At 46.7% G+C, this 24,718-nt stretch carries 26 protein-coding genes; 14 read left to right on the top strand and 12 right to left on the bottom strand.

From position 1 onward, the window contains the following. Positions 1-78: 78 nt before the first annotated feature. Positions 79-1,515, top strand: coding sequence for a PLP-dependent aminotransferase family protein (locus R7Z78_RS19210; protein ID WP_054575249.1), 1,437 nt, complete (start codon positions 79-81; stop codon positions 1,513-1,515). A gap of 95 nt (positions 1,516-1,610) precedes the next feature. Here the strand turns inward: R7Z78_RS19210 and R7Z78_RS19215 are convergent, their stop codons facing one another. The 3 genes from R7Z78_RS19215 to R7Z78_RS19225 form a co-directional block, all read right to left on the bottom strand. Continuing rightward, positions 1,611-2,747: a glycerate kinase gene (locus R7Z78_RS19215; protein ID WP_042522351.1), complete on the bottom strand. Its 1,137-nt coding sequence runs from the start codon at positions 2,745-2,747 to the stop codon at positions 1,611-1,613. Between the two features lie 16 nt (positions 2,748-2,763). Further along, on the bottom strand, positions 2,764-4,116 hold the full coding sequence (locus tag R7Z78_RS19220; RefSeq protein WP_054575250.1) for a GntP family permease: 1,353 nt from the start codon (positions 4,114-4,116) through the stop codon (positions 2,764-2,766). A gap of 158 nt (positions 4,117-4,274) precedes the next feature. After that, on the bottom strand, positions 4,275-5,417 hold the full coding sequence (locus R7Z78_RS19225) for a sugar diacid recognition domain-containing protein (protein WP_081107476.1): 1,143 nt from the start codon (positions 5,415-5,417) through the stop codon (positions 4,275-4,277). 234 nt (positions 5,418-5,651) lie between these two features. On the opposite strand from R7Z78_RS19225, the gene R7Z78_RS19230 reads away from it, so the two are divergent. Then, positions 5,652-5,825, top strand: a complete 174-nt coding sequence (locus R7Z78_RS19230) for a hypothetical protein (protein ID WP_005374332.1) — start codon at positions 5,652-5,654, stop codon at positions 5,823-5,825. A 70-nt stretch (positions 5,826-5,895) separates the two neighbouring features. Here R7Z78_RS19230 and R7Z78_RS19235 read toward each other — a convergent pair whose 3' ends face one another. Then, complete coding sequence (locus R7Z78_RS19235; RefSeq protein ID WP_017634365.1) at positions 5,896-6,258, bottom strand: hypothetical protein; 363 nt, start codon at positions 6,256-6,258, stop codon at positions 5,896-5,898. Between the two features lie 276 nt (positions 6,259-6,534). On the opposite strand from R7Z78_RS19235, the gene R7Z78_RS19240 reads away from it, so the two are divergent. The 5 genes from R7Z78_RS19240 to R7Z78_RS19260 all read left to right on the top strand — a co-directional run bounded on the left by R7Z78_RS19240 (position 6,535) and on the right by R7Z78_RS19260 (position 10,566). Beyond that, positions 6,535-8,382: a M3 family metallopeptidase gene (locus R7Z78_RS19240; RefSeq protein ID WP_064376360.1), complete on the top strand. Its 1,848-nt coding sequence runs from the start codon at positions 6,535-6,537 to the stop codon at positions 8,380-8,382. 69 nt (positions 8,383-8,451) lie between these two features. Next, positions 8,452-8,988 (top strand): DUF924 family protein, encoded by a 537-nt coding sequence (locus R7Z78_RS19245; RefSeq protein ID WP_017821016.1) that lies wholly within the window; start codon positions 8,452-8,454, stop codon positions 8,986-8,988. A gap of 24 nt (positions 8,989-9,012) precedes the next feature. Then, positions 9,013-9,342 (top strand): DUF4144 domain-containing protein, encoded by a 330-nt coding sequence (locus R7Z78_RS19250; protein ID WP_033907198.1) that lies wholly within the window; start codon positions 9,013-9,015, stop codon positions 9,340-9,342. 139 nt (positions 9,343-9,481) lie between these two features. Beyond that, positions 9,482-9,967, top strand: a complete 486-nt coding sequence (locus R7Z78_RS19255; RefSeq protein WP_005374344.1) for a VOC family protein — start codon at positions 9,482-9,484, stop codon at positions 9,965-9,967. A 173-nt stretch (positions 9,968-10,140) separates the two neighbouring features. Beyond that, the gene (locus R7Z78_RS19260) at positions 10,141-10,566 is read left to right on the top strand and encodes a VOC family protein (RefSeq protein WP_017634369.1); all 426 of its coding nucleotides are present in this window, start codon (positions 10,141-10,143) and stop codon (positions 10,564-10,566) included. A 76-nt stretch (positions 10,567-10,642) separates the two neighbouring features. Here the strand turns inward: R7Z78_RS19260 and R7Z78_RS19265 are convergent, their stop codons facing one another. Next, a complete protein-coding gene (locus tag R7Z78_RS19265) occupies positions 10,643-11,779 on the bottom strand; it encodes an MBL fold metallo-hydrolase (RefSeq protein ID WP_104976602.1) in 1,137 nt (378 codons plus the stop codon). Positions 11,780-11,959: 180 nt separating this feature from the next. Here R7Z78_RS19265 and R7Z78_RS19270 point away from each other — a divergent pair, with 180 nt between their 5' ends. Next, positions 11,960-12,205 carry a Rho-binding antiterminator gene (locus tag R7Z78_RS19270; protein WP_005374351.1) on the top strand — a complete coding sequence of 82 codons (246 nt, stop codon included), beginning with the start codon at positions 11,960-11,962 and terminating at the stop codon, positions 12,203-12,205. 96 nt (positions 12,206-12,301) lie between these two features. Here R7Z78_RS19270 and R7Z78_RS19275 read toward each other — a convergent pair whose 3' ends face one another. The 3 genes from R7Z78_RS19275 to ompW all read right to left on the bottom strand — a co-directional run bounded on the left by R7Z78_RS19275 (position 12,302) and on the right by ompW (position 15,673). Further along, positions 12,302-13,792: an MDR family MFS transporter gene (locus R7Z78_RS19275; protein WP_033907201.1), complete on the bottom strand. Its 1,491-nt coding sequence runs from the start codon at positions 13,790-13,792 to the stop codon at positions 12,302-12,304. Continuing rightward, on the bottom strand, positions 13,789-14,814 hold the full coding sequence (locus tag R7Z78_RS19280; RefSeq protein WP_104976341.1) for an HlyD family secretion protein: 1,026 nt from the start codon (positions 14,812-14,814) through the stop codon (positions 13,789-13,791). Before R7Z78_RS19280 ends, R7Z78_RS19275 begins: the two co-directional genes overlap by 4 nt. A gap of 214 nt (positions 14,815-15,028) precedes the next feature. Further along, complete coding sequence (gene ompW / locus R7Z78_RS19285) at positions 15,029-15,673, bottom strand: outer membrane protein OmpW (protein ID WP_104976342.1); 645 nt, start codon at positions 15,671-15,673, stop codon at positions 15,029-15,031. Between the two features lie 495 nt (positions 15,674-16,168). Between ompW and R7Z78_RS19290 the strand changes: the two genes are divergently transcribed. From R7Z78_RS19290 to R7Z78_RS19300, 3 genes are read left to right on the top strand one after another with little or no spacing between them, the layout of a single operon-like run. Continuing rightward, a complete protein-coding gene (locus R7Z78_RS19290; RefSeq protein WP_169644031.1) occupies positions 16,169-16,819 on the top strand; it encodes a Qnr family pentapeptide repeat protein in 651 nt (216 codons plus the stop codon). Positions 16,820-16,828: 9 nt separating this feature from the next. Beyond that, the gene (locus R7Z78_RS19295) at positions 16,829-17,140 is read left to right on the top strand and encodes a cupin domain-containing protein (RefSeq protein WP_005383281.1); all 312 of its coding nucleotides are present in this window, start codon (positions 16,829-16,831) and stop codon (positions 17,138-17,140) included. Positions 17,141-17,178: 38 nt separating this feature from the next. Continuing rightward, a complete protein-coding gene (locus tag R7Z78_RS19300; protein WP_033907205.1) occupies positions 17,179-17,799 on the top strand; it encodes an HAD-IB family hydrolase in 621 nt (206 codons plus the stop codon). Positions 17,800-17,915: 116 nt separating this feature from the next. Here the strand turns inward: R7Z78_RS19300 and R7Z78_RS19305 are convergent, their stop codons facing one another. Then, positions 17,916-19,094 carry a lytic polysaccharide monooxygenase gene (locus tag R7Z78_RS19305; protein WP_053308042.1) on the bottom strand — a complete coding sequence of 393 codons (1,179 nt, stop codon included), beginning with the start codon at positions 19,092-19,094 and terminating at the stop codon, positions 17,916-17,918. Positions 19,095-19,308: 214 nt separating this feature from the next. Next, positions 19,309-19,749 carry an Lrp/AsnC family transcriptional regulator gene (locus tag R7Z78_RS19310; protein WP_005374369.1) on the bottom strand — a complete coding sequence of 147 codons (441 nt, stop codon included), beginning with the start codon at positions 19,747-19,749 and terminating at the stop codon, positions 19,309-19,311. 114 nt (positions 19,750-19,863) lie between these two features. Between R7Z78_RS19310 and R7Z78_RS19315 the strand changes: the two genes are divergently transcribed. After that, positions 19,864-20,448, top strand: a complete 585-nt coding sequence (locus tag R7Z78_RS19315; RefSeq protein WP_104976343.1) for a LysE family translocator — start codon at positions 19,864-19,866, stop codon at positions 20,446-20,448. A gap of 178 nt (positions 20,449-20,626) precedes the next feature. After that, entirely contained in the window at positions 20,627-21,400 is a 774-nt protein-coding gene (locus R7Z78_RS19320; RefSeq protein ID WP_104976344.1) for a siderophore-interacting protein, read from the top strand. 99 nt (positions 21,401-21,499) lie between these two features. Here the strand turns inward: R7Z78_RS19320 and R7Z78_RS19325 are convergent, their stop codons facing one another. Beyond that, positions 21,500-22,372 (bottom strand): LysR family transcriptional regulator, encoded by an 873-nt coding sequence (locus R7Z78_RS19325; RefSeq protein ID WP_017633836.1) that lies wholly within the window; start codon positions 22,370-22,372, stop codon positions 21,500-21,502. Positions 22,373-22,452: 80 nt separating this feature from the next. Next, on the bottom strand, positions 22,453-23,259 hold the full coding sequence (locus tag R7Z78_RS19330) for an arylamine N-acetyltransferase family protein (RefSeq protein ID WP_104976345.1): 807 nt from the start codon (positions 23,257-23,259) through the stop codon (positions 22,453-22,455). A gap of 293 nt (positions 23,260-23,552) precedes the next feature. Between R7Z78_RS19330 and R7Z78_RS19335 the strand changes: the two genes are divergently transcribed. Beyond that, positions 23,553-24,701 (top strand): S-(hydroxymethyl)glutathione dehydrogenase/class III alcohol dehydrogenase, encoded by a 1,149-nt coding sequence (locus R7Z78_RS19335; RefSeq protein WP_017633834.1) that lies wholly within the window; start codon positions 23,553-23,555, stop codon positions 24,699-24,701. The last annotated feature ends 17 nt before the right edge of the window (positions 24,702-24,718 follow it).

A 24,718-nucleotide genomic window follows, 5' to 3' on the forward strand; every position in this document is an offset into this window, starting at 1 on the left:
CGCTTGTTTTATGTTTTGAGATACTGCTAATGTAATTAGGTACAGTGTTTTCAAAAAGTGACAGATGGAAGTGTTTTTATGGGTACAGATTTATTGGGAAGCGGTGAAGGGAATAAGTACCTCGTGGTGGAAAAACACCTCAAACAAGCCATCAGTGGTGGCGTTTATCAGGCGGATGATCGACTGCCCTCCATTCGCTCGTTGAGCCAAGAATTAAACGTCAGTAAAAATACCGTGATTCGTGCGTATCAAGAGCTGGAAGCACAAAACTTGGTGTACTCGGTTCCCAAATCGGGTTATCGAGTTAAAGTCGCTTTGCCGACCTCTCGCTCAATTCCGGATCCGACTCGCGTGGATTTGCTCTCGATCTGCAAAGAAATCCTTACTTATCCTGAATACCAAGAGCGTTTGCCTACCGGTTCTGCCCACCCAAACATTGATTCCCCCGCGATCAAAAGCTTGTACGCCGAGATCGGCCGCCACAGCCGCCAGCAAACGCATGTACCGAGCCATTACCAATTACCACCCGGTGATCACCTCTTAATCAAACAACTAGCGAAAATCACACAAGATTTGGGCACGCCAGCCAAGTTGGATGAGATCATGGTGACGCACGGCGCGCAACAAGCCATTAGCCTAGCGCTGCGCGCAACGACACAAAAAGGCGATATCGTCGCGGTGGAGTCCCCTTGCTATTTTGGCAACTTATTGATGCTAGAATCACTCGGCCTCAAAGTGGTGGAAATTCCGAGTTGCCCACGCGACGGTATGTGCCCCGAAGCCTTAGCAAAAGCAATGGCGACATGGGACATAAAAGCGATCATCGTAACGCCAAACTTCACCAATCCAACTGGTGCCATGATGCCGCTAGAAAAGCGTCAACAATTACTATTGGCGTCCGGCAATATTCCTATTATCGAAGACGATGTGTTTGGCGGGTTAAGTTATGATAAGCCGTTGCCAAGCTTGAGATTGCTCGATGACAAGCAACGCGTAATTTACGTAAATTCGTTATCCAAAACGCTCGATTCGCGTTTGAGAATTGGTTGGATGTTGGCGGGGCGATATCGAGATCAAATTGAGCAATATCTACTGTGTGAGAACATGGGCAGTTTGAACCTGATGCAATCCGCCGTGGCAACGTTTCTAACGTCAGGCAAGTATCGAACGCATACTGCGCGAATGGGTCGGGTTTATCAAAACAACATGCGACGATTTATCCAGATGCTTCATCAATACTTGGATGAATACGAACCTCTAAAAAATCGATACCAGATCAACGCCGTACAAGGCTCGTTCTTACTTTGGTTGCGACTGCCCGAAGACACGGACAGCTATGCGTTGTATCAAGCATGCAATAAGCACAGAATCAGCCTACTTCCCGGCACCGTATTTGGCACTCAAGGGCAATATCGGCATTGCGTACGCCTCAGCGTGGCAAACTTTGGTCATGAAACCGATTGGAGTCAAGCGATGCAAACACTGGCAAAATTGATAGCAAAGCATGCCTGTTAACTCGCTCTTGCTAAATGAACTTATGCCTACACACGCAAACACGTAACAACAAAAAACTCCACGCAAAGGTGGAGTTTTTCATATCGTCATCGCCTTCAGTGCGACTTAATTTGCCACATTCTCGCGACGTTTTCGGCTAAGTTAGCAACGTTGACGTCGGCCTCTTTCATGGCCTCAGGTAAGCTCATCGCCCTTGGTACACAAGCAAACACCGCATCAATGCCGCACTCATAAACCGCCTGATAGTTGTCGCCCACACAGCCTGCTAATGCAATGACTGGTAAATTACACTGCTTGGCGACCTGAGCAACGCCCATCGGCGTTTTGCCATGTGCGGTTTGATGATCGATTCGACCCTCGCCTGTAAATACGATATCCGCATCCGCAACATGCTGAGCAAGTTTGACCGTTTCAAGCACAATCTCAATTCCCGGTTGCAAACGTGCTGGCGTGTACCCGAGCAAGGCCGCGCCCATACCACCAGCAGCACCCGCCCCTTCACGAGTCAGTACATGCTTACCCGTCGCTTGTTCCGTCAACTCGCCAAACTTGCGCAATGCGTTATCGAGCAGAGTAACGTCTGATACGGTCGCTCCCTTTTGCGGGCCAAAGATAGCCGACGCGCCTTTGTCACCACAGAGTGGGTTATCAACATCGCACGCTACCAACACTTCGCAAGTTGCTAAACGAGGGTCAAGACCAGAAATATCGATGGACGCAAGCGCCGCTAACCCGCCTCCATTTGGGGTAATTGCATGACCAGATTCATCAAGAAACGCCACCCCCAACGCGGTCAACATGCCCACGCCACCATCATTGGTAGCGCTGCCGCCCAAACCAATGATTAAGCGTTGAATACCTCTATCTAGCGCGTGTTTGATCAGCTGTCCAGTACCAATGCTACTGGTCAGTTTTGGGTCGCGAGCATCACTCGGCACAAGGTGTAGCCCACTGGCCTCCGCCATTTCAATAACCGCGGTTTCGCCGTCGCCGAGAATGCCATAAAACGCTTCAACATCATTCCCTAATGGCGCGGTCACTGTTGTGAAGACTTGTTCGCCTTGAGTTGCATCTATCAAAGATTGAACCGTGCCTTCGCCACCGTCTGCGACCGGAACCGTAACAAACTCAGCATCATGCCATACGCGAGCAAGACCTGTTTTGATCGCCTCGCTCACTTGTTTGGCGGTTAAGCTTTCTTTAAATGAATCAGGTGCAATTACCACTTTCATACGTATTTCCAGAGACTTATAAGAGAACGAGGCTCAAAATGTACACCAATGCCATTGCCGTGACACCTTGAACGAGCGTAGCCATGGTTTGCGCGCGGTACGCTAAGCCCACCGACATGCGGCTAAACTGCGAAACTACCCAGAAGAAACTGTCGTTTGCATGAGAAACCGTCATCGCACCAGCACCGATCGCCATCACCGTTAATACGCGGCCCATTTCTGAATCGAGCCCCAATTGCGTAAGCATAGGCGCAACCAAAGCCGATGTGGTCACCAATGCAACCGTTGATGAACCTTGCGCCGACTTTAGCGCAGCCGCAACGATAAATGGCATGAAAATACCCACGCCCAGCGCCGATAGCGTCGTACCTAAGTATTCACCTAGCGGCGTGGCTTTTAATACCGCGCCAAATGCGCCACCAGCACCAGTAATCAAAAGAATAGGCGCAGCAGCCGTAATACCTTGGCTGATTCGCTCGCCAAATTCTTCAATCTTGTTGTCTGATTTGAGTAGGCGAACAGAAAGGAACAGGCCAATCACCAATGCCGTTAGTGGCTGCCCTAAGAAAGTCAGAACATCAAACACAAAACCTTCGCCCAGCGGTAGGCTTGGGAATTTCGCGATAGAGCCAAAACAGATCAATAAGATAGGAACAAAAATAGGAGCGAATGCTTGGCTCGCCGTTGGCAATTTGCCGTAAGACGCTTTGAGTGCTTGCCAGTCTTGCTGAATTTCTTCTGCGGCTTCAATGCCATCTGGTTCAACATGTTGGAATCGGTTCGCCCACAACATCCCCGCTAACGCCGCAACCGCTGCAACAAACACACCCACACCAATCACTAAACCAAGGTTAGATTCCAGGCCTAAGTTACCCGCAGCGGCAATCGGGCCAGGAGTTGGCGGCACAAACGTGTGCGTTGCGTATAGGCCAGTTGCCAACGCCACACTCATCGCAACGCTTGAGGTTTTTAAACGCTTAGCGAGTGATTCTTTGAGCGAGTTCAGAATGACAAAGCCTGAATCACAAAATACTGGAACAGAAACGATGTAACCGATGATGCTCATGGTCAATGTTGGGAAACGCTCACCCAACACTTTGATGACCGTATCGGCCATGGTGATCGCCGCACCACTTTTTTCCAAAATAACACCAATGATGGTACCCAAAACGATAACCAAACCAATGTAACCAAGGATGCCGCCAAAGCCAGAAGCAATGGTTTTGGCAATGCTATCTGCCGGTAAGCCGTAAGCAAATGCCGCAAGGAACGCCGCGATGATCAGCGCTAAAAAGGGATGTAATTTGAGTTTGGTGGTCGTGAGCACAATAAATGCGATCACCCCAAGCAGGATTAATATAAGGTTCATGATAACTCCATTTATTCTTATTTTGCTGAGCGAGTCCGTGTTGGCTCACTCAACATGTAGGGACGCATGAATTATTAATCGTTTGCTTTCGAATTCCTTTAGGCGGAGTGACAAATGATGTGGTCAAAAAATAACGCGTATTGTGCAAATGCACAACATCACGCCATTTTTGAGAGCCGAGTCGCAATATAAAGCTCCGCTAACCCCACAAAATTGGTGGTTGGCAACCCTGTTATCTCGGTGATTTTCTCTAACCGATAGCGCAGAGTGTTCCGGTGAATAAACAGCATTTTAGAGCATTCTGTTACATTGCCATTGCATTCAAACAGTGCATCTAGGGTTTTCAATAATTGCCCAGATTTGTCTTTCTCTTTCAACCGTTTCACACCATCAATAATTTGTTCACCTTGCCAAATATCCGCCAACGGCGCTAACAAAACAGGCAAACGAAGTTCATCGAACAGGTACTTACGTTTCTCTGGGTAGAACTGCTTGCCAATAGCTAATACCTGCTTCGCACTTTGGTATGACAACGCGACATCTTTAGGCTCATTAAACAGCTGTCCTAGCGCAATGTGAAACGTATGCGAATCGTGATCGCTTAAACGCGACATCAACTTATCAATGCGTTCACTTTCGATTTGGCTATCCCACTGCTTGGCGGAATGACACGGTTTCAGCACCACAATTTCATTCACTGAGACAATCGCAACTAGGTTGTTACGCTCTGGGTATTCAAGCAGCTCAACAATATTGCGCACACTCTTCATGCTTTTCGAGGCGGACGGCGTCGAGACTTCAATCACCGTTGCCACCCGTGATTGAGTAACATCGATAGAAAGACGCATCGCCCAATCTTTCAGCTCTTCATCGGTCAATTTGCCATTGATCCAAGCCAGAATAAACTCTTCACGATGACGTCTGTCCCACTGAAATTTTTCCACCAGCGCAGCTTGCTCGATTGTCAGTTCAGCGGTCATTTTAACCAGTTTTGCAAAATCTCGGATTTTCTCCGGCTCGCCTGTGACGCCAACAATACCGACCACGTCGCCATGTAATTTCAACAACATATTGATACCGGGTTTGACACCCTGCAACGTCAAACATTGCTGCTCATTAAGCTCTAGCGAATCGCCATGATTCAGCGCCAGTACCGCGCCATCATGCACTTGCCCAACACGTTTAGGGTCGCCACTGCCAATGATGATGCCTGCCGAGTTCATCACATTCACATTGTGACCAATGATGGACATGGTTCGATCAACAATTTGTTGTGCTAAAGCGTGGTCGAGAATCACCATTTCGAGTTTCCAAATTGACCGTTTAATCACTCAATAAATCACAAATGGCAAACTATCGCGATGCTGCGGTTCTAAATAACGGAAGCAGCTCAAAGCATTATCCAATTAACCATATTTAAAAAGTGGATTAAACCTTCATTTTTAGCAGAGGGTTATATACTTAGAACAAAGGTTAGCAATGCATTCTTCACTGTGCATTGATGCCACTCGTCTACCTACAGAGGAGAGATCAACATGGAGTTACGGAATAAATCGGGGGAAGTTGCAAATATTGCTGATAACCTCACTTTGAAGGAAATCACAGAAATGGGCTACACCGTAGATTTATGCGATGAAGCATTTGCTCCTGGAGAGCATTGGAAAGCGGAAGGTAAAACGCAAGGTATGGGCGAGTATCCAGAGGAGTAAACGTCCTGACGAACCGGCGTACAAAAGCGTTCCACAAACAGAAAAACCGAGCGACTTAACGCTCGGTTTTTTACTTTTGAACTTCTTGAATAAACAAGCTCATCTCTTCAAGATAATTGCCGTTTGAGCATCCCCAGTCGGTGACCTCAATCAACTCAGTAACTAACTGTCCAGACTCATCATCTTGCACTCTCTGCACAAACGCTTCAAAACGTTCCAGTTGTGCCTGACTCTTAACGCCATGCACGGCATATTCTACAAGCAAGCCGTTGTACGTCTGCCAGCGCTGATCGCCCGCAACATCATTGCTTAAAATCACAGAGCACTTTTGTTGAATGCTTTCAACCGCATCATTTCTTGGTGGCGCGACTGTGGAACATCCAACTAAAATCGTACCTACCGCCAATAACGTAACTTTTGTCTTATTTATCATATCGTTTCCAACTGTATCGCCACGATATGGAAATCTTATTACACCTGATAAGGATCATCGATAGCGCACCGCAGATTAATTACTTAATAAACTGTAAACTCTATACCAGTCTTAACACTGCAAGCTCATAACTCCTATTAACTCACCCAAATGTAAACAAATAGTAAAATCACCTTTACGCGATGCAAAATCGACAAATGAGATTAGCGTTCCTTTCTCGCGACCAAGCGTGCAATAATCAACTGTCTACATAACGAAACCATTTGAAGGATCAAAATGACCGCAACGGATTACCTCAACGACCTCAATCAACGTTACCTTGCGATTCACCGCACCAAAGAAGATTTCTTTTGGGAAACTTACATGGGGATCAGCGATGACCATGATGGCTCGACGCAAGCACAAACGGCATGGACAAGCTTTTTAAGCAACGCCGAGCAAATTACTGCCATCAAACAACAACTTGAAGCCGCGGACTCAATTACCGACCCACAAGAGAAACAACAAACCATTACGGGTCTATCTGGTTGGCTGGCGATGTTTGAATCTCACGCTATCGAGGGCGAAAAAGCACAAGCGTTGAAAAATCAGCTCATTGCCTTTGAAGCTGAGCTCTTCGAGAAAAAACAGAACCACGTACAAACATTTACCGATGAGAACGGCGAGCAAGTAGAAGGTTCACTTCCAGTATTAAGCTCAACCATTCGCACCAGCAATCATGAAGAAGTTCGCCAATCGGCTCATCAAGCGTTGCTGAACCTTGAACAATGGCTACTGCAAAACGGCTTTATTGAACTGATCAAACTGCGCAACCAGTTCGCTCGCTCACTGGGTTATGCGACTTTCTTTGATTACTCCGTGCAAAAAACGGAAAAGATGAGCACTGAGCAGCTATTCGAGATTTTGGAAGATTTCGAACAACGCACGCGAGATGCGCACCTAAACAGCTTAGAAAACTTGGCGAAAGAGAAAGGCGCAAGCGCACTAGCAGGCTACAACTTTGTTTACTCATTCGCGGGTAACGTTATGCGTGACCTTGACCCATACGTGCCGTTCTCAAAATCTCTGAGACGCTGGGTAGAATCATTTGGTCGCCTAAATATTGATTACTCTGGCGCGACGCTAACGCTGGATTTACTAGATCGCAAAGGTAAGTACCCGAACGGGTTCTGCCACGGCCCTATCCCTTCTTTCTATAATCAAGGCGAATGGGTCGCAGCGCAGGTGAACTTCACCAGTAATGCCAAACCAGACCAAGTGGGCAGTGGCTACGATGGCATTAACACGCTGTTCCACGAAGGCGGCCACGCAGCACACTTTGCGAACGTAAAAATGAACGCGCCTTGTTTCTCGCAGGAGTTTTCGCCGACGTCAATGGCTTATGCAGAAACTCAGTCGATGTTCTGTGATAGCCTGTTAACCGATGCCGATTGGCTAAAACAGTACGCACTGGATGATGAAGGGAATCCGGTTCCTGATGAGATTATTCAAGCGATGATCAACAGTCGTCAGCCATTCAAAGCTTATGAAGAACGTAGCATCTTGGTTGTGCCGTACTTTGAACGCGCGTTATATCAACTGAGCGATGACGAGTTAACGCCAGAACGCATCACTAAGCTGGCTCGCGATTGTGAAAAACAGATCCTTGGTTTGGAATGCAGCCCTCGCCCACTGATGGCGATTCCACATTTGCTATCCGACGAAGCAGCTTGTGCGTATCAAGGTTATCTACTCGCGCACATGGCGGTGTATCAGACCCGTGCATACTTCCTTGAGAAGTTTGGTTACCTGACGGATAACCCAGAAATTGGCCCACTGCTGGCAAAACACTACTGGCACGCAGGCAATCACTTGTCGCACAACGAAACCATTGTCAGCCTGACTGGCGAAGGCTTCAATGCCAAATACCTTGCAGACGTGTGTAACCTGTCGCCAGAACAGGCATGGGAAGTGCAGCAGAAGAAAATCGACTCACTTGCGACGCGAGAGCGAGCATCAGTCGCTTCACTGAACGCCGCGATTAAAGTCGTCGACGGCAGTAAAGAGCTGGCAAGCAACGCCATCTCTGACGAACAAATGTGTGACGATTTTGAACGTTACATCGTAGAGACTTACGGTCGATAACACGCAGAAAGCCAGGAGCTCGCCTTCTGGCTTTTTATTCTTTAGCTAATGCAATAAGAAGGAAGATCCATGTACCAAGAAGTCATCAAATTTTGGTTCGAGGAGCTATCGCCCCAAAATTGGTTTGAAAACAACCCAGAACTGGACAAGTGTATTGCATCGCGATTTGCCTCGGTATTAGAACAAGCCGCTCGTTGTGAACTGTTTAATTGGCGTAACAGCGCACAAGGACGATTGGCCGAAATCATCGTCCTCGACCAGTTTTCACGTAATGTGTATCGCAACACCCCAAAAGCGTTTGCACAAGACCCACTCGCATTAGCATTGGCTCAAGAGGCAATTCGGTTAGGTTACGACAAAGAATTAGCGCCTGAGCAGCTAAGCTTTTTGTACATGCCGTTTATGCACAGCGAATCTCGCCTCATTCATGTCCAAGCTGAAAAATTGTTTCGCGCATCAGGGCTTGAAAATAACTACGATTTTGAGCTAAAACACAAAGCCATCATCGACCAGTTTGGGCGCTATCCTCATCGCAATGCGATATTGGGAAGAAAGAGCACTCCCGAAGAGTTAGCATTTTTGCAACAACCTGGGTCAAGTTTCTAAATAACAATGAATAATGAGTTAACCATGAGAGACCACGCAGTATGCTGGCCATGCTTGCTAAAACTAGACGGCGACGATGAGCTGATCTATACGCATTCCCAATCCGACTTGGACTCTGAATGCGAAGCCCTCATTTTTGGGCAAGATGATTACGTTATTGACTCAAATGGCAACACGTTCGAATTGAAAAACAATGGTTCGAACACCACTCTTTTACACCCAAAAGAACGAACGCTGTCCGTAGAAGAGGTTACGTCATTAATCCAATCGCATGAATTCAGCCTCGCGCAACGGTGCATTATCAAGATTCATTTCACCTCGGTGAGGCAAGCTGTTGAGGCCTTAGCTCACTAACTCAATCCCAACATGTACAACATTAAATAAAATTATCATTTTTATAATTTATGATAATTTCATGTAATCAACATCACGCCATATACTCTCCCACATCGAAACAAGACAACGTTCAAACACACATGTTGGGAGCAAACAAATGAAAATGAATCATGTCGGTATTATGGTCGGAGATATGGACAAAGCGGTTGAGTTTTACACGCAAGCGCTAGGTCTAAAAGTCGTTATGGGCAACACGAAAGTGATTGAAGAACGCGAAACGGCAATTGGCAGAATGTGTATTGCGGTCTTTGGGGAAGGCTTTAAAGGCTTCAACATTGCGCACCTTGTGACAAGTGATGGCATCGGCCTTGAGTTATTCGAAATGAAAGAGCGTCAAGAGCGCCATGAAGTGGATTTTTCTCGCATCGGTATCTTCCATTTCTGTTTGCAGACAGACGATTTTGAAGGTGCTATCAAACGCACCGAAGCACTAGGTGGCAAAGTTCGCATGGACATCATGCGTTACCATCCAGAAGACGATAATAAGCCTGCGAAAATGGTTTACCTAGAAGACCCATTCGGCAACCTATTCGAGCTTTACTCACACACTTACGAAGAAACTTACGCTTCTGATTACGAGTAATAGCCCCATCCATATTCCAAAAGGCTAGCAATACGCTAGCCTTTTTTGTTTGCTTTGAGTTGCAGTGTTTCTGCACTCGCTCTAGAAAAAAACATCTGGAATTTGATCATTTCTCTCACCACTTTTAAGGTCACTTTATACTTACCTCAACACAATGCAAAAAGGAGTGAAGCATGCCCACCAAAAATCCAATCGCCATCAAAGCGCTTGATCATGTTGTATTAAGGACCTGTAACCTCGATGCTATGTTGCATTTCTATCGAGACATTTTGGGCTGCCCTGTCGAACGCGAAGTAACGGAACTTGGTTTAACTCAACTTAGGGCAGGTAACGCATTGATTGATGTAGTGACGGTAGACAGCGAATTGGGCCAACTCGGCGGTAAGCCACCAGTTCAAAATGGTCGTAATATTGACCATTTTTGCCTGCAATTGGCGCCTTTTTCCGAGGATGAATTACTGGAATATCTGCGTGCGCGCGGCATTGAAACCGAAGAGTTTGCGAAGCGGTATGGCGCACAAGGGTTCGGTAGATCACTCTATATACATGATCCGGAAGGAAATGTCGTCGAGTTAAAACCTCAAGTGATTGATGAGTAAGCGAGTAAAAACCTTGTTATATTTTTAAAATAACAAGGTTAACTTCTCAAATAATTATTGAAGTAAGAACATATTATTAAGTCAAAATTCTAGCTGGCTCACCTATTTCTTTTTCTCGCCACCACTGTTTATTTATATGTTCTTGATGAACGTAAAAACTCTCCCCCGGCATTGGCGTCAGCAGCGTTATATGTTCTTTTTGACAATGGGCAAGCAAATCTAAAATCGGTTCGTCCCAACGGTGAGTAAATAGCTCGTATGTAGCCCAATGTACGGGCAACAGTTTTTTCGCATTTAAATCGTGAAACGCTTGCACGGTATGGTGAGCCTGCATGTGTCCCCAGTTTTCGACCGGATAACCTTGGCCTTTCACATCGGCAGCCACTTCCAAACAGGCAATGTCGATTGGTCCACATCGCAGTGCGATCTCGGAAAAATGCGAATCGTAAGCTGAATCGCCACTAAAATAGAGCGTCTCTTCTTTTCCTTTGATGACCCAAGAAGCCCACAGGGTCGCGTTTTTATCGAAATAAGTACGACCCGAATTATGGTTAGCAGGCGTACAAATCAGTTCAGTTCCGGCATAGTGCACGCTATCCCACCAATCGAATTCCACGATGTTGTCTGCGCAAACGCCCCACTTTATCAGATGCTTGCCAACCCCTAAGGGCACATAAAACGTCACGGGTTTATCGGCGTAGAAACGTATGGTCGATGCTTCTAAATGGTCGTAATGATCGTGCGAAATCACGATAATTTCAGGAATCGGCAAACAATCTCTGGCATGGGTATTGGGAATATTGCGTTCAAACCACGCTTTTGCGATGAACGGAGAAGCGTAATCAAATACCGGATCAGTCAGAATTCGAATGCCATCGACCTCCACCAGCATGGTGGAATGGCCCAGCCAAGTAACGCGCATCGATTCACTTCGCTGCGCAAACTGCGTAGGTTGAATTGGGAAATGTGGCAGATGTTCGTTAGGACTCAATGGCGTTCTACCACCAAGATAGCTCCAACACACCTGCCAGAATGATTGCGGGCTAGGGACATTTGGCATCTCGTTTTTAACGCGGCCGTTTTCAAATTGAGGCGAGTGGTGAACACGGTGCGCCAACTGCGCATCGTAGGTTTGAGGGGACATCAGTGAACTTGGCTTTTGTGTCTTTTGTTCACTTGTTAGGTATGTGCGCTTAAGTGTCGTCTCAGACATATCGTAGTTTTGTCTCGCTTGTGAACGCTCAACAGTAGGTTTATTAAAACGTGCGTGTATGTCTATTTCGTGACCAAAATGAGGTGTAAGATGAAGATTCAGTTTCAATCAAACGTCTCCTATTTAAGGATACGGTTCTCAAACCTTCTGAATACTGCGTCGGTTTGAAAGGAGAAAACTATGGTGACTTGCAGCCAATACGATTTTATTGAAATCGCCTGTATGTTTAAGCTCCCTATCGAGATCACACTAAAAAATGGTGAAACTCATCAGGGCAACGCGTTCGACACAGGCTACGACATGCAGCGACAAGAGTGCTTGTTTTTAGATATGGATGGTGAGCACACCGCTTTCCCGACTGAACAATTAGTCGCAATGCGCGCGCTCAAAACCAATCCGCATTTTGACGAAGTGACGTTTGAGTAAACGTCCTTCTTTCACTGGCACTGTCCAATAAAAAACGCCTCTCAAGCTGACACAACTTGAGAGGCGTTCTCTTACACTATTCACCGGAACTTCATGTTATTCACGCGACCGAATGAAAACCAGCATCGGCATCATGATCACGAACATCACTCCCACAAGCTGGAAGGTGTGCACAAACGCGACCATTTGCGATTGCTGCTGCAACATCTGTTGGTATTGGTCTAACGCAACCGGGTCGGTAATAGAAAGCCCCTGATTGGCCGCCCAGTCATGCAAGTTAGGATTATAAGGATTAATACCCTCTCCCAGTGCATGCCATTGCTGCTGACTATCACGATATTGGAACGTGGTGGCGATAGAAATACCAAACGAGCTACCAATAGTACGGAACAGATTGTAAATACTTGCCGCCGCGACAGATTGCTCTTTCGGAATCGTTAAATACGCCAAGGTGGACAGCGTCGAGAAGGTTAAACCAAGCCCCATCCCCTGAATCATACTCGGCATCACAATCCAAAATGTATCGATCTGCAGTGAGTATTGCGTCATCAAATAACTACCAATCCCGATGCAGCTTAAGCCAAAGACTATTTTGATTCTGGGATCGAATTGCGGATTGAGCTTAATCACCAAAATCAACATCGCCGCTGACGCCAACCCACGCGGTGCCATTAATAAACCAGTGGTTGAGACCGGATAATCCAGCAAGCTTTCCAACAGCATTGGTTGTTGAGTCGTCAGACCAAACATCGCCATCGACACCACGGCAATCATCAATGACGAGACCATAAGGTTTCGGTCTTTCAGTAGCCACAATGGCGCTATTGGACTTTTGGTTTTCCAACTGCGATAGATCCACATCACCAATCCCATGACTGCGAGCAATATCGCGGTCTGAATCATACGTGAGTCGAGCCAGTCGTCTTCATTCCCTTTATCCAACACAAACTGCAACGCGCCCACACCTAACGCCATGTAACCGATGATCCACCAGTCAAAGTTAGGTTTGGATTTGTTGTCGATATGGATATAGCGATAAATCAAAGAGGTACAGATCAAACCGAATGGCAAGTTGATGTAAAAAATCCAGCGCCAGTTAATGTTGTCGGTGATCACACCACCTACAACTGGGCCCAAAATAGGACCAAGCAAAATGCCGATGGAGAAAATCGCCATCGCTTTGCCTTTTTGCTCATACGGATAGATCTGCACTAACGTCGACTGCGCCAATGGAATCACCGACGCGCCGAAAGCGCCTTGGATAATGCGAAATAGCACCATCTCTTCAAGAGACTGTGCTTGCCCACAAAGCGCACTGGCAATCACAAAACCGACCACGGCAACCAGCATGACTTTGCGTTCACCAAAGCGCGACACCCAGAAACTGGTCATCGGAATGAAGATCGCTTCCGCCATGCTGTAACCCGTCAGCACCCAAGTAATTTGGTCTGCCGTTGCGCCCAACGCGCCCATCATGTGCGATAGCGACACGTTCGCAACGGTCATATCGATTAACACCATGATGGCAGAAAGCATCACGGCGACGGTGGCAATCCCCCGTTTGTCTGCCGTAATTTGATGGCTCATTGCACGCTACTTTGCAAATCAATGGTGACTTCTGAGCTCGCACCCACGCGAAGTTGCGGCGCATCGGCCGGTACTTCTAATGCCAAACGTACAGGGAAACGCTGTTTGATTTTAACCCAGTTACCCGTTGCGTTTTCTGGTGGCATCAAAGAGAACGATGTACCACTCGCAGGCGACAGCTGTTCTACCGTTGCTTTCCACACCACGTCTGGGTACATATCAATCACCACATCCGCATGCATGCCAGGTTTGATATGCGTAAGATCGGTTTCTTTGAAATTCGCGCGTACCCAATAGCTGCCTTTTAAAATCACAGGGAACAGCGTTTGACCCACGCTAACGACCGAGCCTACGTGCGTATTGATTTCACCGGCAATGCCATCCACTGGTGACGTAATGTCGGTGTAGCTCAAGTTCAGCTCCGCTTGCGCTAACTGTGCTGCAGCTTGTTGAACGACCGCAGCCTCTGCGCCTTCTTCACCACGGTTCGCAATGGCTTTTTCTACCGTCGCGCGCGCTTGCTCTAGGCTCGCTTGGGCATTGGCGAGTTTGTTTTTCGCCGTATCTAAATCTTGGTCCGACGCCAGTTTGCGTTTCACTAGGGAATCCGCACGTTTGTACTCTACTTGCGCTTCTGTCAGGTTAGAGCGCGCCGCATCTAAGCCCGCAACAGCTTCAGTTACCTGCTTATCGGCAACGTCATGTTGCTGGACCGCCAATTGGTATGCCGCTTTTGCTTGCTTCACTGCCAACAAATATGGGCGTGAATCTATCTTCAACAGTAGGTCACCTTTGTTAACAGATTGGAAATCTTTAACATCCACAGAAACCACTTGGCCTTTTACCTGAGGCGCTACCGACAAAATTTTTGCCCTAACGTAGGCATCTTCCGTGCTTGGGTGACTGTCTGAATACTGCCAAGACCAATACATCGCACCAAATGCGATAACACAGAGAGTAAAGAAAAGAGTTTTTACCAGCTTAGATCTGGAGGAGGAATGCTTTGCGATGTCGTCGCTCATTTATATTGTCCACTTGTTCAATTATGTGATCAGTGTAGGACTTTTCGATCTTCCGACAATAAAATGATCTGCAAGGTAAAGATCCAATTTTGCATGTTGCTAAGTGGAGTAAATGATGTGCAATCAAAACGAGGATAAAAAAGAGGGGCAGTCCCCGTAACCGCCCCCAAAGTCATGCCAATAATAGTAATGTGCGTGTAACTACTGGTTTTTCTTAGAACTTGTAACCGCCGCTGATCATAAATACCCAAGGGTTAATTTTGACGTCGGTTTTTTGCTTCACTGCACCTGCTTTGTAAGTTGCTTCTGTTTCAATGTTTGCGTACCACGCAGCAGCGTTGAAGAACCATTGATCGTTGATCATGTAGTCCACACCAATATTCGCTGCTAGACCGAATGAGTCATCCAACTTAAGATCTGAAAGACCAGCGCCTTTACCCGTACTATTGAAGCCCTCATCAAAGAACATGGTGTAGTTGAGACCTGCACCCACGTATGGACGGAACTTACTTTGTGGCTCGCCAAAGTAGTACTGCACCATAAGCGTTGGTGGAAGGTGTTTGGTGTCCGCGATATCACCAAGACCTAACAAGTCTGTTGAAATATCGTGGCTGAATGGTGTTGCTGCTAGAAGCTCTAAACTGATGTTGTCTGTAAACATGTAGCCAAACGTCAAACCAAGCTGCGTATTTGAGTCAACTTCTAACTCTTCTTGAGAACCAAGAATCTTATCGCTGCTGTCGTTTGGAACGACAGACGCCGCACCAACACGAAGAACGAAGTCACCTTGTTTATGAGCGAAAACACTTGGTGACACGAGTGCAGCAACCACTGCTAGACTGCAGATTGTTTTTTTCATTTTTATTTCCTTTCGTAGGGCTTCATTATGTCGTACCCAAAGGGGTGCCTACTAACTGATCTGAGATTTCAAGTAAACTCAGCGCCTTGAAGCACACGGGTATCTATATCTTTTTGAGCTGTGCGCAATCTAGCACATAGAAACCCTACTATTTTGATGGAAATCAATTTGTGAAAAATATAGGTTTTTTGTATGGAGAAACGCCATATTGATCAACAAATTATGCAAATAGGATACAATTCTGTAATGCAAACTGTGCGTGTGAGTTGCCATGCATACCCATAAATGCGAATCCTCTCGTTAAGGCTCGTAGCCAGCAAAAACTTTTTTCGTCCTCTACGTCTTCTATTTTCAAAAAACAACCCACTTAAAACGCTCGTTTGCCCCCTTAAAATCGCGATTTGAGGGGTTTGTAAAGCACTGAAATACAAGAAGTTATTTTTATGGAAAATCAGTCACTTGGAGTGCTAGTCTGCTCGCAGCTAAGGAGAAGACATGTTAAAAACCTATCTCATTTTTGAACGAGAAAACTTTTCTCATCACGATTTTCAGAATGCTACCTTTAAAAACTGCCACTTTTATATGTGCTGTTTCGACCATGCCGATCTGCGCGATGCTAAGTTCATCGACTGTCGCTTTATCGAATCCAAAGCGCTAGAAGGGTGTAGTTTTCGCTTCGCGAACTTAAAAGACGCTAGCTTTACGAACTGCATGTTGGCGATGAGCCTGTTTAACGGCGCAAATTGTATGGGCTTGGAGCTGCGTAAGTGCGATCTCAAAGGGGCAAACTTCCAAGGTGCGAACTTTGCTAATCGCGTCAGCAATACCATGTTTTTCTGTTCTGCTTTTATTACTGGCTGCAACCTCACCTACTGTAACTTCGAACGAGTGTTACTAGAAAAATGTGACCTCTTTGAAAACCGTTGGAACGGTGCGAACCTCGCAGGGGCAACTCTCAAAGGCTCGGATTTATCTCGCTGCGAATTCTCGCCAGAACAATGGGGAACCTTTAACGTTGAGCAGTGTGATCTGACTCATGTCGAACTAGACGGGCTGGATGTTCGCCGCGTTTCTCTGTTTGGTGTTAAAATTTGTGATTGGCAACAAGAGCAATTGCTTGCGCCTTTTGGACTGATCATTCTCTAAGGAAAGGCCATGAACCTGTTTAAAGACTTACCGAATAACCTCGACGAGGAAGTGTTCGAAGACCTGCTGACCCACAAAAACCTGCGTATAGAACGCATTGTCTCAACGGGGCAAACCTCGCCCGAAAGTGGCTGGTACGATCAAGAAGAACATGAATGGGTCTTGGTTCTTAAAGGAGCAGGTGAGCTGACTTTTGAATCAGGTGTCGTGCAACGACTTGAGGCAGGCGATCACGTTACGATTCCAGCTCATACCAAACACAAAGTGAGCTGGACTGACCCAACGCAAGAAACCATCTGGTTGGCGGTGTTTTATCAATAAACACAAAACGATCTTAAACCAAAAAATAGGCGCTGAATTTGCTCGATACTACTAAGCCGTCACTGGCACTGTTTGATTTTGATGGCACCATCACCCGAGAGGATATGTTTAGCCTTTTCCTCCACTATTCTGCTTATGGCCTGCGCAAACGAGTAGGAAAGGTCGCTATCATGCCATTTTATGCGCTGTACAAACTCGGAGTGTTACCCGCTCGTGTTATGCGTCCTCTCAGCAGTTTTATTGCATTTTCAGGGAAAGAAACGCAGAAAATTGAAGCGATTGGCACTCAGTTTGCCCATGAAGTGATCCCGCTGTACTTACGGCCAGAAGCGATGGAAAGGCTGGCTTGGCATCAACACAGAGGCGATACCATTGTGGTGGTGTCGGCATCACTCAATGCGTATCTCAAGCCTTGGTGTGAAGCGAACGGTTACCACTTGCTGTGCAGTGAACTGATCTCAGAGCAGCCAAAACTGAGTGGCTTTTACCAGCAAGGTGATTGCAGTTTAGAAAGAAAAGTCTCGCGCGTGAAGGCGGCGTTTTCGCTCGACGAGTTTGCGTCTGTTTATGCCTACGGTGATACACACGAAGACATTCCGATGCTCAAACTGGCAGACTACGCGATGCTCAACTGGAGCGAGTGGAGAGCAAGCGAATAACGATATGTGCTCTGATTTTCAAGACAACCACTCGACCAAAGTGATCGTTTTAGGCTAAAAAAACAAACCCTTCTCACATGAGAAGGGTTTTATTGATCAGGGCCCGAATAACTGGCTTAACGCCATACCCCCCATTGACCCGTTGTGCCTGGTTCCTCACCAGACGTCCACCACTGAGCGGTCCATTCTTTACCGTTGTGCGTCACCACATCACCTTGGTCGTAAACAGCCGTCTTGTCCCACAAGTTGGTTGGTTCAACTGGTGGCGGTACATCCGCTTTGATCAGTGACAACGCATAACTGAAGTCTGCGCTTGGCGCTAATACTTGGTTCGCATTCACGTTGTTACTATCGAACATGTAGTGGTTCATCTCTTGATGCCAAATGCCCACGTACCAATCGCCCGTTTGCTGCGCGTTAAATTGATCCGCAATTTCTGCCGCCCAAGTCGTCGTATTGTTTGCGCTGATTGGCAGTGAAATATCGACAATTTCATTGCCTGTCGCATTAAACGTACGGAAACGGATGGTGTCACCCGCTTCTACTGGTCCGAAACCTTGCTGAACAAAGTAGCCTAGAGATGTCAGATTATTGCCCGGTTCGGTTGGATCAACAGGGTCAGTCGGTGGCGTCGTGCCTGTTCCGTTTAACGTAATGTCACTACAGTTGTAGAAACCTTCCCCAGCGACATCAATACGCTGCCAACGAGTGTAAAGTACCGCATCGCCCGAACGATCAGCAGGGAAAGTCACCTGAATACGGTAGCGTTTTTCCGCATCAACATACACATCACCTGCGGTGTCGATCAGCTCTAAATCACTCCAAGTAAGAGGTTTTGAATCATCATAAGTTGGCTTGGTGAGATAGAATTCCCAGTATGATGGGTTGTGCGGCGCTTTGCCGTAAAACACCAATTCAATCTGGTTATTTGCATCTGGCGTAACATTGGTGCGCTGCCAGTTTGGAGAAGGAATGTTCAAGCCTTTCTTAGCTGTATCGCCAGCAGAACATAGCTCACCGTCGCGAACCACGGCTTTCACATGCTCCATATCTCGGTAATTTGGTACGTTTGCTGCAATTTCGCTGCGTTGCACAAACGGGTACGCACCAGATTCTTCAAAAGCCGCTTTACACGCTTGGTTAGGGATCTCGTTGGTCCAAAAGCCACCGTCTAAATAACACGTATTTTGACGAGCACTTGGAAACTCTACCCAGCCGTGGGCGTTGACGTTAAATGAGCTCAATGCGGCAACAGCGCTTAAGCTCAAAAGAGGAAGTGTTACATGTGATTTCATCGTTCATCCTTAATTTTGCTGACTCGCCGCTCTGAAACACAAGCGGTTTAAGCAAAACTAGCAGGATGGGATTATTTAGAAGGTGAGAATAAATATGGAAATTGTAAGAGTGCCATCTGCTTTCCAGCATTTGTTGTGAACCATTCTCATACTCGACTGACTCTTTCGAGTCACTTCAAATTCATGTGCCACAAAAACTGTCACTCTCGTTTGGCTATCGCTCGTCTTTTGGTGTGTCCATCACCACCATCGTTGTGATCGACTTGACGTGTTCGCACTCACCCAACACATCAGCATGGAACGCTTTATAAGCGGCGAGATCTTGCGTCTCTACGCGTATGAGATATTCGTTAGATCCCGTAATGTTGTGACATTCCACCACCTCGTTTACAAAACGCACATGCTCTTCGAAACCCAGCTGTGCCTGCTTAGAGTGCGAGGCCAAACCAATCGACACATAAGCAACAAAACCCACGCCAAGTTGCTGATTATCCAGTACTGCTCGGTAGCCTTTGATCACGCCTTTACGCTCTAAATCTTGCACTCGGCGTAAGGTTGCAGATGGAGATAAACCAACGCGTTCCGACAGCTCCACATTGGAGATTCTTCCGTCTCGTTTGAGCACTTGCAATATTCTTTCGTCAAATCTATCCATGATGATGTTTCATTGCTTATTTAGTTTCTAATCATCAAATAAAAGCACAATATTGACCTCAGTTCTACTTATAGTTGTTCTCAACTTATCGAGAACTGATTCAAGGAACAATCTATGGAATATCATCAACTGGGCGCTTTGGCGTTGTTCGCTTTTGTCTCCACTTTTACGCCGGGTCCCAATAACATTATGTTGATGACCTCAGGGGCAAATGTCGGCTTTAAACGCACTATCCCACACATGTTGGGCATTACCTTCGGCTTTGGTGCCATGTTAATTTTGGTGGGCATTGGCTTGATGAGCCTGTTCCATGCCTACCCGCTCACCCACTCCATTTTGAAAGTATTGAGCTTGAGTTATTTGCTGTACTTGACGTACAAAATCGCCACCAGCGACAAAACAGAAGCAAAACACGATTTTCGCCCGATGTCTTTTTTAGGGGCTGTCGCATTCCAATGGGTGAACCCAAAAGGTTGGTCGATGGCGTTGACGGCCATTACGGTATACAGCATTGGCGGTGCATGGCTCGAACTGACTTTTATCGCCGGTATCTTCTGCTTAGCTAACTTGCCATCGGTAACATTTTGGACGGCGGCAGGTATGCAATTGCAGCGTTGGTTGACCACCGATAAACGCGTTAAGGGGTTCAACTACAGCATGGCTGCGCTGTTGCTGTTGTCTACGATTCCAATGATATAAGTCTATTTTGGGTTAAAAAACGACTCACTTTACGTAATTGGGAAAGGACAGATACTGCATTTTGCTTGAGGCTTTGGCGTTAATTCACAGTGTAAATTTGTTTAAAGACGCTACCCTCTTGTTAGGGAACTTGATAATCTTTAAATGAGAAAGAGAATAATTATCGAGTAAAGTAACAATGAAAAAGAAGCCTCAACCTAAAACGCTTGTTGTCACAGACACAGAAACCATCACTCCAAACATGCAGCGCATTACCTTGCAAGGTGAGGCGCTGAGCCACTTTCCTCGTGACTGCGAAGGCAGTTACATCAAATTACTGTTTAACGATATGGGCGGCGCGGATCTGAGCATCCTGCCAGAAGACGACCGACCAATCATGCGCACCTACACTATCCGACGCTTTCATCCAGAAACCAGTTCAATCGAAGTGGATTTCGTCCGACACGTAACGCAAGATCTGCAATGCGGATTTGCAGCGCGTTGGGCAATGGCCGCGCAAAAAGGCGACACGATCAGCATTGTTGGGCCAGGTAGCATCTCCAACTTAAATACTGAGGCGGATTGGTTCTTCATGGCTGCCGATATGACAGCACTTCCAGCACTTTCTGCGAAAATTCGTACGCTGCCAGAAGAGGCCAAAGGCTACGCTGTGATCAGCGTGATGTCTCCAGCCGACATTCAACCCCTAAACACGCCAGCCGGTATGGAGTTGATTTGGCTAACTGAACAGCAAACCTTGGCTGATAGCGTTCGCGAACTCGAGTGGTTAGACGGTAACGCTTCGATATGGTGTGCGTGTGAGTTCGATTCAATGCGTGCGCTGCGCCAATATTTCCGCAATGAGAAAGAAGTCGATCGCGAGAATATCTACATCAGCAGCTATTGGAAGCAAGGCGTGTCTGAAGATGGGCACAAAGTGATTAAACGTGAAGACGCGGAATCCAACCAATAGTGGTTCATGTCTTTTCGATTCCAGCTCTCATCCTAATAAAAACGCCCGGCATCACCGGGCGTTTTAGCGATTTCAGTTGTATTAAAGTTATTGAAAACTCTAATCCGCTAGTTCCTGCGCTAAAAAGTCGATCAACAACCTCACTTTGGGCGATAAATTTCGGCTTTGTGGATACAGTGCCCAAATGCCTTCACGGTCGTCTCGGTAATCGGTCAGCACCTCGACTAGCTCACCGTTATCTAGGGCTTCTTGAACGTAATAGTCCGGCAACTGCACTAAACCCAAACCACGTTTGGCGGCGCCCATTAGCGCAAAACCACTATTGCATTTAATCCTCCCCGACACACGCAAAGACTTATCACGTTTATTTTCCTTAAAATGCCAATAATCGACCGAACCAACCAAGCACTGATGTCGAGCCAGTTCGGATAATGTGTGAGGCTCGCCAAATCGCTCCAAATACATAGGGCTAGCACACACGTAATTTTGACGCGACGAAAGACGCTTTGCGATCATGCTGGAATCTTGCAGGCGGCCAAGACGAATCGCCACGTCTACCCCTTGCTCTATCAAATCCAGTTTTTGATTGGTCAGAACTAAATCGAGGTCCACACGCGGGTACTTCTCCAAAAACTGATGCAAGAGCGGTGCGAGGTTCATTTCCCCATAGGTCACAGGCGCTGTCACACGCAGCAAACCTCGCGGTTCGGTTTGCATTTGCGTTACAGCAAGCTCAGCCAGTTCTAGCCCTTCGACCAAGTGTTTGCACTGCTGATAATAAAGCTGTCCAGCTTCAGACAGAGAAACTTTTCGCGTCGTGCGATGCAGTAACTTAACCGCAAGACGCTCTTCAAGTGCCGATACACGGCGACTGATTTGTGCCACTGACGTTTTCAGTTTAGCCGCGGCAGCTGTAAAGCTGTTAGTTTCCGCTACGGCAACAAACTCGCTGACTCCTTCCCAATTCGCCATGCTGTATTCCTGTCGACCTCTTCTAGACAAATAGTGATTACATTGTTCTCGTCGCGCTACGCTTTGAAAACTGGAAAACTTTACGCGTCAGGTAACGGACGAAGTTCGTCGTATTGCGCATCAAGCTCAATGCCAAAATATTCTTTCAACGCATCCAGGTAGGTTTGACCTGGCTCTAGCTCTATTTCTGTTAGCTCTTCATGATTGGTGCATCTGAGTGTGTAGTTAAGCAGCGTCACCAACCCACTTTCTGTCGCTCTAGCAGCGACCCTTGCGCTAGTAAAACGCGAATTAGGCGAAGTCGAGGTAAAGAAGTTGCTACATGCAATGTCACCAGCACACACGAACTCTAGGTCAAAGCTGTATAGATTGCTCCACACGTCCGTTCCATCGATTGAAAGCACTTGGAGGAAATAACCAAACTGAGCATCTTTGACAAAACGGAAGGTTTGTAAATCCGTCTGAATCACTTGGTCAAGGATAAATGGCAATGGCGATCGAGGGGTATTGGAGCCAAAACCCACATCGACAATCCATGTTTGTTCCTCTAACGTCACTAACGTGATTTGATGACTACGACCTGTTGGTGTACCAGACACATGTACACGCCCTAGCAAACTTCGCGCTTCAAACCCAAGAGTGTTGAGCACATCAAGCATTAAACCATTTAATTCAAAGCAGTAACCACCGCGAGAGTGGTACACGGTTTTTTGAATAATATCTTCAATCTCAACAGAGACGCCTCGCTGCAATGCGATGTCAAAATTCTCAAACGGCAGGCAACGATGCTGCGCCACGTGAATTCTGTGCAATGACTCCAAATCGGCGGGCAATTCACTAGGCAAGCCTAGCTTGGTTAAATAGGCACTCAGATCCGTCTTATTCATAATGACTCTTACTTAGCTGATGGTTTGACTGTTTTCTACTTTAGCCCCTCTATCTAACTTCAGGTCAATCACCTTTTCCATTTCCCTTCCGCTTTAAGGAGGCATAGCACTCTTTTTACACGCTCACCTTATCATTATTACGCATATGTAAAAATTATTTTCAAAATGGACGGATTATCATTTTTACTGAAACACCTAAAATGAGCACCAACAAAACGACGAAGCGCGGTAAGCAAACCTTAACTACGCTTATTACGTCACTCCATATACTGAAAATATAAAGGAAACATCCAATGTCGCTTGAAATCAAACCTGGTCAAACTCACATAAAATCAAAAGCAATGGTCGCTTGGGCTGCAGGTGAGCCGCTTAAAATGGAAGAAGTTGATGTACAACTTCCAAAAGCCGGCGAAGTGCTAGTACGCATCGTAGCAACTGGTGTTTGTCACACTGACGCATTCACACTATCAGGTGACGATCCAGAAGGTATCTTCCCTTCAATCCTTGGTCACGAAGGTGGCGGTATCGTTGAAATGGTTGGCGAAGGCGTAACAAGCGTTGAAGTTGGCGACCACGTTATCCCACTTTACACTGCTGAATGTGGTGAGTGTAAGTTCTGTAAATCTGGCAAAACGAACCTATGTCAGGCCGTTCGTGAAACGCAAGGTAAAGGCCTAATGCCAGATGGCACAAGCCGATTCTCTATCAACGGCGAAACTATCTTCCACTACATGGGTTGTTCTACTTTCTCTGAGTACACGGTTCTTCCAGAAATCTCACTAGCGAAAGTAAACAAAGAAGCACCACTTGAAGAAGTTTGTCTTCTAGGTTGTGGCGTAACCACTGGTATGGGTGCGGTATTAAACACAGCTAAAGTTGAAAAAGGCGACACAGTGGCAATCTTTGGTCTCGGCGGTATCGGTCTTTCTGCAATCATCGGTGCTCGCATGGCTGGTGCCAGCCGCATCATCGGTGTAGACATCAACGAAAGCAAATTCGACCTAGCGAAACAACTTGGTGCAACTGACGTAATCAACCCACAAAAATTCGACAAGCCAATTCAAGAAGTGATTGTTGAAATGACAGACGGTGGTGTTGACTACTCATTCGAATGTATCGGTAACGTAAACGTGATGCGCCAAGCACTTGAGTGCTGTCACAAAGGTTGGGGTGAGTCAGTCATCATTGGTGTTGCTGGTGCAGGTCAAGAGATCTCAACTCGTCCATTCCAACTGGTAACTGGTCGTGTATGGCGTGGCAGCGCTTTCGGTGGCGTTAAAGGTCGCTCTGAGCTTCCAGAAATCGTAAACCGTTACATGGCTGGTGAATTCGGCTTACAGGAGTTCATTACCCACACAATGGGATTAGCAGACGTCAACAAAGCGTTTGATCTGATGCATGAAGGTAAGAGCATCCGAACAGTTATCCATATGGATCAATAATGCTGCCTCAGGCTCTC

The organism is Vibrio sp. 1167 (assembly GCF_033340375.1).
Classification (GTDB): Bacteria; Pseudomonadota; Gammaproteobacteria; order Enterobacterales; family Vibrionaceae; genus Vibrio; species Vibrio alginolyticus.

Bases quoted from the DNA above. Each gene is read 5' to 3' on its own strand.
- R7Z78_RS19210 (WP_054575249.1), top strand. From the start codon at position 79: ATGGGTACAGATTTATTGGGAAGCGGTGAAGGGAATAAGTACCTCGTG.
- R7Z78_RS19265 (WP_104976602.1), bottom strand. From the start codon at position 11,779: ATGTCTGAGACGACACTTAAGCGCACATACCTAACAAGTGAACAAAAG.
- R7Z78_RS19225 (WP_081107476.1), bottom strand. From the start codon at position 5,417: ATGGTGATTCTCGACCACGCTTTAGCACAACAAATTGTTGATCGAACC.
- R7Z78_RS19280 (WP_104976341.1), bottom strand. From the start codon at position 14,814: ATGAGCGACGACATCGCAAAGCATTCCTCCTCCAGATCTAAGCTGGTA.
- R7Z78_RS19310 (WP_005374369.1), bottom strand. From the start codon at position 19,749: ATGGATAGATTTGACGAAAGAATATTGCAAGTGCTCAAACGAGACGGA.
- R7Z78_RS19215 (WP_042522351.1), bottom strand. From the start codon at position 2,747: ATGAAAGTGGTAATTGCACCTGATTCATTTAAAGAAAGCTTAACCGCC.
- R7Z78_RS19295 (WP_005383281.1), top strand. From the start codon at position 16,829: ATGAACCTGTTTAAAGACTTACCGAATAACCTCGACGAGGAAGTGTTC.
- R7Z78_RS19255 (WP_005374344.1), top strand. From the start codon at position 9,482: ATGAAAATGAATCATGTCGGTATTATGGTCGGAGATATGGACAAAGCG.
- R7Z78_RS19335 (WP_017633834.1), top strand. From the start codon at position 23,553: ATGTCGCTTGAAATCAAACCTGGTCAAACTCACATAAAATCAAAAGCA.
- R7Z78_RS19275 (WP_033907201.1), bottom strand. From the start codon at position 13,792: ATGAGCCATCAAATTACGGCAGACAAACGGGGGATTGCCACCGTCGCC.
- R7Z78_RS19260 (WP_017634369.1), top strand. From the start codon at position 10,141: ATGCCCACCAAAAATCCAATCGCCATCAAAGCGCTTGATCATGTTGTA.
- R7Z78_RS19250 (WP_033907198.1), top strand. From the start codon at position 9,013: ATGAGAGACCACGCAGTATGCTGGCCATGCTTGCTAAAACTAGACGGC.
- R7Z78_RS19325 (WP_017633836.1), bottom strand. From the start codon at position 22,372: ATGGCGAATTGGGAAGGAGTCAGCGAGTTTGTTGCCGTAGCGGAAACT.
- R7Z78_RS19330 (WP_104976345.1), bottom strand. From the start codon at position 23,259: ATGAATAAGACGGATCTGAGTGCCTATTTAACCAAGCTAGGCTTGCCT.
- R7Z78_RS19305 (WP_053308042.1), bottom strand. From the start codon at position 19,094: ATGAAATCACATGTAACACTTCCTCTTTTGAGCTTAAGCGCTGTTGCC.
- R7Z78_RS19230 (WP_005374332.1), top strand. From the start codon at position 5,652: ATGGAGTTACGGAATAAATCGGGGGAAGTTGCAAATATTGCTGATAAC.
- R7Z78_RS19320 (WP_104976344.1), top strand. From the start codon at position 20,627: ATGAAAAAGAAGCCTCAACCTAAAACGCTTGTTGTCACAGACACAGAA.
- R7Z78_RS19290 (WP_169644031.1), top strand. From the start codon at position 16,169: ATGTTAAAAACCTATCTCATTTTTGAACGAGAAAACTTTTCTCATCAC.
- R7Z78_RS19270 (WP_005374351.1), top strand. From the start codon at position 11,960: ATGGTGACTTGCAGCCAATACGATTTTATTGAAATCGCCTGTATGTTT.
- R7Z78_RS19315 (WP_104976343.1), top strand. From the start codon at position 19,864: ATGGAATATCATCAACTGGGCGCTTTGGCGTTGTTCGCTTTTGTCTCC.
- R7Z78_RS19235 (WP_017634365.1), bottom strand. From the start codon at position 6,258: ATGATAAATAAGACAAAAGTTACGTTATTGGCGGTAGGTACGATTTTA.
- R7Z78_RS19245 (WP_017821016.1), top strand. From the start codon at position 8,452: ATGTACCAAGAAGTCATCAAATTTTGGTTCGAGGAGCTATCGCCCCAA.
- R7Z78_RS19220 (WP_054575250.1), bottom strand. From the start codon at position 4,116: ATGAACCTTATATTAATCCTGCTTGGGGTGATCGCATTTATTGTGCTC.
- R7Z78_RS19240 (WP_064376360.1), top strand. From the start codon at position 6,535: ATGACCGCAACGGATTACCTCAACGACCTCAATCAACGTTACCTTGCG.
- ompW (WP_104976342.1), bottom strand. From the start codon at position 15,673: ATGAAAAAAACAATCTGCAGTCTAGCAGTGGTTGCTGCACTCGTGTCA.